The organism is Acinetobacter harbinensis (assembly GCF_000816495.1).
Lineage (GTDB): Bacteria > Pseudomonadota > Gammaproteobacteria > Pseudomonadales > Moraxellaceae > Acinetobacter > Acinetobacter harbinensis.
This window is the reverse complement of sequence record NZ_JXBK01000001.1, coordinates 1,289,027-1,292,027: the sequence shown is the minus strand read 5'-3', so window position 1 is coordinate 1,292,027 and position 3,001 is coordinate 1,289,027. Positions and strand designations below refer to the sequence as shown.

The window sequence follows — 3,001 nt, the reverse complement described above, 5'->3', positions numbered from 1 at the left end:
CCGAAAACGAATGGCTCCCCCCGCCACGGCAAAACGATGCAAAAAGGCTTTGCGCCCTTCATCCTGATCACACAAAAAATAATCACCAGAATCCTTGGCGGTAAAATATTCAGTCAAAAATTGCTGAACCTGCGCGACATCCTGATTTTCAATGCGCAATACCAAATGGTGTTGATATAAATCTCGAAACGCATTCATGCGTTTGGGTAAATGTGCGGGTAAAAATTTCGTGACCAATTGCAATACTTTGTCCGATAAGCCTTGCATGCCGAATTTTTCCAAATAGCCATCAACTTTATCTTTCATGGCGAAAGCGGCCGGCACGTTGGCCGTACCAAATTTCTCAATAAACATAAAAGTATCTTTGCCGTATTTAGCCCCAATGTCATAGGCCACACGGTGGATATACTCACCGGCAATCGGTAAGCGTGCTAAATCCTGAAGTAAAAAACGTCGAATTGCGGTTAAATCTGCGGGGCTATTGCTACCGACATAAAACACCTGACTGGCAATTTTTTCAAAACTGTCCAGCCGTACGGCAAAAACACAGACTTTGCCCGCTGAACCTGAGGCTTCAAACAAACGACTGGGATCGGCATTAAAGCGTGCCGGCGTATCTTGATCGACTTGTCTGACATCATGGGCATAGTGCTGATCGGAGGCACAGCCCGTGGTGTCATATTGAATATCATCGGTTTGATAGTGCTGATGCTCAAGCGCAGATAAAATCTGTTCCGGCGTCTGTCCCAACTCTATGCCTAAATGATTAATCAGTTGCAATTGTCCCGATTCGTTAACGCGCGCATACAGTGCCAATTCGGTATATGCTGGGCCACGGCGTACCAATGCCCCACCGGAATTGTTACATACACCGCCCAAAACCGAGGCACCAATACAAGATGAACCAATCACTGAATGTGGCTCCCGATTAAATACCGCCAACTGTTTTTCTAAGCGATCAAGCGTGGCGCCGGGTAAACAAATCACTTGTTTGCCCTCATTAATCACCTGAATGCCGGTGAGACGCCGCGTACTGATTAAAATCACTGGACGATCATAATCATCACCAAATGGTGTTGATCCACCGGTCAAGCCAGTATTAGCCGCCTGCATAATCACAATACAATCGGCATCAATGGCCGTTTGTAGCACATGCCATTGCTCAAGCAAAGATCCGGGAACCACCACCGCCAACACTTGCCCTGCACCATAACGACGACCCTGCCGATATAACCGCGTTTCACTGTCACGCGTCATGACATGGGCTTTACCAACAATATCTATCAGTTTTTGAATGGTCTTTTGGGAATTGAATTGAGGCTGCATCTGAGCTCCTGCGCATTGAAAATTTCTCGTTTTTAATCCTGCCTAATCAGCCAAAGAAGCAACTCAGTTTTAAACGCACTATACGTTATTCCTGATATTAACCATGCTGATGAGCGACATGATGCCGCGCTTGTACAGAAGGAATATGGACGCGCCTTCTGCACAACACAGGACTTTTATTGCTTTTGATCCTGCAAAAGTAAGACATTGGCTCTATAAGCATATTCAATGCTAAGCCAGATCTCTGATCAGACCCCTTCATCCAGACATGATTTACTCTGCCAACTCTCTATTCAATTTCACTAAACAGTCTGAGGTAATATCGGCAATGGTTTTAGCACCGGTTAAGGTCATTGCAACACGCATTTCTTTGTCAATTAAATCCAACAGATTAGACACGCCTGCACCACCCGCTGCACCCAGTGCATAAATAAAGGCCCGCCCCAACATGCAGGTATCTGCGCCCAAGGCCAGCATACGCACCACATCTAGACCATTACGAATACCTGAATCGGCCAGAATTTTGATCTGCCCTTTCACGGCATCGGCAATCGGAGGCAACGCACGCGCACTAGACAGCACGCCATCTAATTGACGACCACCATGATTGGAAACCACAATGCCATCGGCGCCAAAACGTACCGCATCTTTGGCATCTTCAGGATCTAAAATCCCTTTAATCACCATCGGACCGTCCCAAAAATCGCGAATCCATTCTAAATCTTTCCACGAAATCGACGGATCAAAGTTATTGCCCAACCACCCGATATAGTCTTCAAGTCCCGTCGGTTGACCTAAATATTTAGAGATATTACCTAAATCATGCGGCCGCCCCAGTAAGCCGACATCCCACGCCCACTGTGGATGCATCACCGACTGTAAGTAACGGCGCATAGCGGCATTGGGGCCACTCATGCCTGAATGCGCGTCGCGGTAACGCGCACCCGGCACCGGCATATCAACGGTGAAAACCAAGGTCGAACAACCGGCAGCTTTCGCACGTTCTAGTGCATTTTTCATAAAACCACGGTCACGCAGTACATATAATTGAAACCACATCGGGCGGGAAATGGCTGGCGCAACTTCTTCAATTGGACACACCGACACAGTCGATAAGGTAAAAGGAATGCCCTTTTGATCTGCGGCAACTGCGGCTTGCACTTCACCGCGGCGCGCATACATACCGGTTAAACCCACTGGCGATAATGCTACTGGCATGGCCAAAGTTTCATTAAAGAGTTTCGTCTCTAAGCTCAATGCCGACATATCATTTAATACGCGTTGTCTTAAGGCAATTTTGGATAAGTCTTCCACATTACGCTTAAGGGTATATTCTGCGTATGCGCCGCCATCGATATAATCAAATAAAAAAGGCGGTAAACGACGTCTGGCCGCTTCACGGTAATCATTGGCAGAAGAAATAATCATGTTTATATCCTGTTTAATCGACTTGCACGTTGACGACGCGCATCTTCTTCATCAAGCGAACGCACTTGTTGAATAACAAACTCAATATGACCGCAGACTGCTTTACGGGCAGCTTCGGGGTCTCGGCGTTCAATTGCCGCCATTACTTGATGATGCTGTAGGTGTAATTGGTCAAAACGCCGTGGTTCGGAATAGACTTTACGTCGCCCCAACACCACATTAAATTGCAACAAATCAAACAAACTGC

General features: G+C 46.9%; 3 protein-coding genes. All 3 read right to left on the bottom strand.

What is annotated here, in order from left to right; genetic code table 11:
• A partial coding sequence (gene dld / locus SE27_RS05970) for a D-lactate dehydrogenase (protein ID WP_039621705.1) occupies positions 1–1,326 on the bottom strand: 1,326 nt, incomplete at its 3' end.
• A gap of 273 nt (positions 1,327–1,599) precedes the next feature.
• Entirely contained in the window at positions 1,600–2,754 is a 1,155-nt protein-coding gene (lldD, locus tag SE27_RS05965; protein WP_039621703.1) for an FMN-dependent L-lactate dehydrogenase LldD, read from the bottom strand.
• Positions 2,755–2,756: 2 nt separating this feature from the next.
• On the bottom strand, positions 2,757–3,001 hold a 245-nt coding region (locus tag SE27_RS14425), incomplete at its 5' end, for an FCD domain-containing protein (protein WP_455549971.1).